General features: G+C 66.4%; 4 protein-coding genes. All 4 read right to left on the bottom strand.

Annotated elements, in window-relative coordinates:
* A partial coding sequence (locus AC3AYF_RS14930) for an FGGY family carbohydrate kinase (RefSeq protein WP_487779926.1) occupies positions 1-318 on the bottom strand: 318 nt, incomplete at its 3' end.
* Between the two features lie 11 nt (positions 319-329).
* Positions 330-1,313 carry an ABC transporter permease gene (locus AC3AYF_RS14935; RefSeq protein ID WP_295040440.1) on the bottom strand — a complete coding sequence of 328 codons (984 nt, stop codon included), beginning with the start codon at positions 1,311-1,313 and terminating at the stop codon, positions 330-332.
* Positions 1,310-2,302 carry an ABC transporter permease gene (locus tag AC3AYF_RS14940; RefSeq protein WP_295040437.1) on the bottom strand — a complete coding sequence of 331 codons (993 nt, stop codon included), beginning with the start codon at positions 2,300-2,302 and terminating at the stop codon, positions 1,310-1,312. The genes AC3AYF_RS14935 and AC3AYF_RS14940 overlap by 4 nt, the downstream gene beginning before the upstream one ends.
* Positions 2,295-3,560, bottom strand: a 1,266-nt coding sequence (locus AC3AYF_RS14945) for a sugar ABC transporter ATP-binding protein (RefSeq protein WP_487779927.1), incomplete at its 5' end; no start/stop codon positions are given. The genes AC3AYF_RS14945 and AC3AYF_RS14940, both read right to left, overlap by 8 nt.

Consider the following 3,560-nt stretch of genomic DNA (forward strand, 5'->3'; position numbering starts at 1 on the left):
GTTCCAGCGCTCGCCGCCAGGCGATAGCGCCAACGGTTCATGCTGGCGGTCGAGCAGGACCAGCGAGCAGGTTGCGCTCACCGACAGGCTCTTGACCCTGGCCGGCTCGATACCCGCCTGGTCGACGGCGCGACGGGTGGCGTCGCAGACGGCTCGCCAGATATCGCTGGTGCTCTGCTCGACGTGGTGTTCGAGGGGGCGGTGCAGGGCGATCGGCGCCTTCGCCTCGCCCAGCAGTTCACCGCGGTCGTCGAAGACCCCGACGCGGGCGCTGCCGGTGCCGATGTCGACGCCCAACGAATAGTGTTTCTCGGTCATGGTCGGCCTGTTCAAGAGCGTTTGAGAAAGGGCATGCGCAGTGTCATGACGACGATCAGGAATGCGCCCCACACGGCGGTGGCAAGATGCTGGCTGGCGCCCATCAGGTTCATGCCCGAGGCGATCACCTGGAGGCTCATCAGACCCAGTACCAGCGGCAGCACGCGTCCGAAGCCGCCGAACGGATTGGCGCCGGCGAGAAAGCAGGCCAGGACCGTGATCAGCAGGTAGCTTTCGCCATGGCCCACGCGTACTGAATTGAAGCGCGCCAGCATCACCATGCCGGCGATGGCGGCCAGCAAGCCGGAGAGGGTGTAGAGCACGATCAGCACGCGGCGTACGTCGATCCCCGAGTATTCGGTGGCACGCAAATTGGAGCCGATCATGTGGATCGAGAATCCGGTACGGGTGAACTGCATGAAGTAGGCGAGTCCGCCCGCGGTCAGCAGGAAGATCAGCATCGGGATGGGGATGCCGATCAGGCTGCCGCTGCCGAGCCACTGGAAGCCGGCCGGCATGCCGGAGATACCGCCGCCTCGGGTCAGGAACTCCCCCAGCCCCTGGAGGAAGATCATCGCGCCCAACGAGACCAGGATCGGGTGGACGCCGACTCTCGCGACGATGACGCCGATCAGCAAGCCGGCCACGCTGCCCACGCCGAGGCCGGCGGCGATACCCGCGACGATGCCGAGCACGCCGGCATCGCCGAGGGCGTTCTGCACCAGCCAAGCCGTGGTCAGTCCCGCGATGTTGGCGGTGAACGTCACCGCCAGATTGAGACCGCCGGAGATGATCGGGACGAGCATGGCCAGCGAAAGCAGGCCGAGTTCCGGTAGCTGCACGGCCATCGAGCGGACGTTGACCGCGCTCAGGAAGCCGGGCGCCATCACGGCGAAGAACGAGAAACTCGCCACGAGCAGCAGCGCCATGATGCCGATTTCGAGAGACTCGGCACCGGGTCGAAAGGCCCGCCGGGGGGCGGATGCGGCGCTCATGGGCGTGCCTCCTTGGGAATCGCGCGACGGGGCAGCAGCTTGTCGAGGTTGCTGCAGGTGATCGCGACGAGAATGATGAAGCCGACGATCATGCGGAAGGCGTAGGGGGTCACGCCGAGCAGGTTGAGCCCGTTCTGCACCACCGCCAGCAGCAGCACGCCGACCAGTGCACCGGTCACCGAGCCGCGGCCGCCACCGAGCGTCGCGCCGCCGAGGACCACGGCCGCGAGAATTGGCAACTCCTGGCCGATCAGGGCGTTGGGGACCACCTCCTGCACGATGTGGGCCTGCATCAGCCCGGCGACGCCGGCGCAGAGGCCCAGCCAGCCGTAGGCGAAGGCGTGGATCATTCCCACCCGCACGCCCGAGCGCCTGGCCGCTTCCGGGCTGGAGCCGAAGCCGTAGATGGCACGTCCGAATCCGGTCCGGGTGAGAATGAAGCCGGTGGCCAGGCTCATCACGGCCATCACCGCGACGGGGAGATAGAGCGTCGCGCTGCCCCGCGAGGCGGGCAGGTCGATCAGGGGAACCGAATAGTAGAGCCAGTCCGGGATGTCGTAGATCGAGACGCCGCCGGTGAAGACCATCAGCAGCCCGAAGTAGAGGTTGAAGGTGCCGATGGTGACGATGATCGAGACGATGCGAAAACGGTGGATCAGGAAGGCATTGACCAGGCCGAGCAGACCACCCACGGCCATCGACAGGAGGATGCCGAGCAACCAGTTGCCGCCGCCCATGTGATCGATCAGTAGCGTCATGACCACGTACTGCACCACCGACGCCGCCACCGCGAACGAGATGTCGATGCCGCCGGCGATGAGCACCACCACCAGCCCGACGGCGAAGATCATGTTCACGGACTGGTTGTTGAGCAGGTCGAACAGGTTCTGCGTGGTCAGGAAGGTATCCGTGGTCAGCCCGAGAACGACGCAGAGCGCGACGATGATCGCGGCCAGCACGCCCTCGGTGCCGAGGTGCAGTCTAGGCATTGATGATCTCCTCGAGCGATGCCTCGGTGATGGCGTTGGGCGTGAGCTCGCGGCTGACCCGGCCCGCCTTGAGGACCACGACGCGGTCCGAATTCATCCAGATCTCGCCGGCCTCGTCCGAGATGAGAATGATCGACATGCCCTCGTCGGCCAGTTGCCGGATGATGTCGAAGATGCCCGCCTTGGCGCCGACATCGACGCCTACCGTGGGGCAGTCGAGAATCAGCACCTCAGGCCGGGTCGCCAGCCACTTGGCCAGCACGATCCGCTGCTGGTTGCCCCCGGAGAGGGAAGAGACCGCGAGTTCGGCGTCGTTGACCTTGGTGCCGAGACGGCGGATCCACTCGGCGGTCAGCTCGCGAAGGCGTCGCGGGGAGAGGAAACCCCTCGGCTTTTCCAGCTCGTCCAGCACCGTCACGGCGGTATTCATGTTGATCGACTGGTTCTGGACCAGCCCCAGATGCAGGCGATCCTCGGAGACGTAGGCGATGCCGTTGCGGATCGCGTCCCGGTTGGAGCGCAGCGTTAGCGGCTTGCCGTTCTTGAGCAGCTCGCCGCCGGTGGGACGGTTCATGCCGAACAGGACGTGGGCGAGCTCGGTGCGTCCCGCGCCCAGCAGCCCGGTGAGGCCCAGTATCTCGCCGCGATGCAGCGTCAGCGAAACGTCCTCGAACTCACCGGTGCGGCTCAGATGGCGCAGCTCGAGCACCGGCTCCCCCGAGCAGACGGTATGACGCGGGGTGAGCGTCAGCTCGCGGCCGGTCATCAATTGCGACAGCCGCGTCTGGGTCATGCCTTCAGTCGGATAGGTACCGACCAGGACGCCGTTGCGCAGTACGGTCACCCGCTGGCAGACCGCCAGTACCTCCGACAGCCGATGACTGACGAAGACGATGGAGATCCCCTGCGCCGAGAGCGAGCGCGTGATCTCCAGCAGCGTCTGCACTTCGTTGCGGGTCAGCGATGCCGTGGGCTCGTCCATGAACACGATTCGAGCACCGGCGCGCAGCACCCGGCAGATCGCCACCAACTGGCGCCGCGCGATGGAGAGATCCTCGACGCGGGTGTCGGGGTCGAGGGGAACCCCGAGGCGTTCGATCACCTCGCGCGCCTCCTGGCGGGCGGCTCGCCGGGAGAGCGGTCGGAGCGGGCTGGCCACGTAGTCGTCGAAGACGATGTTCTCGGCGACGCTCAGGTGCGGGAACAGGGCCAGATCCTGCCAGATGACATGGATCCCGAGCGCGCGGGCATGGTGGGG

It is taken from the genome of Salinicola sp., from assembly GCF_982684285.1.

What these genes read in the sequence shown, in the direction of transcription:
- AC3AYF_RS14935 (WP_295040440.1), bottom strand. Translation starts at nt 1,313, where the DNA reads ATGAGCGCCGCATCCGCCCCCCGGCGGGCCTTTCGACCCGGTGCCGAG.
- AC3AYF_RS14940 (WP_295040437.1), bottom strand. Translation starts at nt 2,302, where the DNA reads ATGCCTAGACTGCACCTCGGCACCGAGGGCGTGCTGGCCGCGATCATC.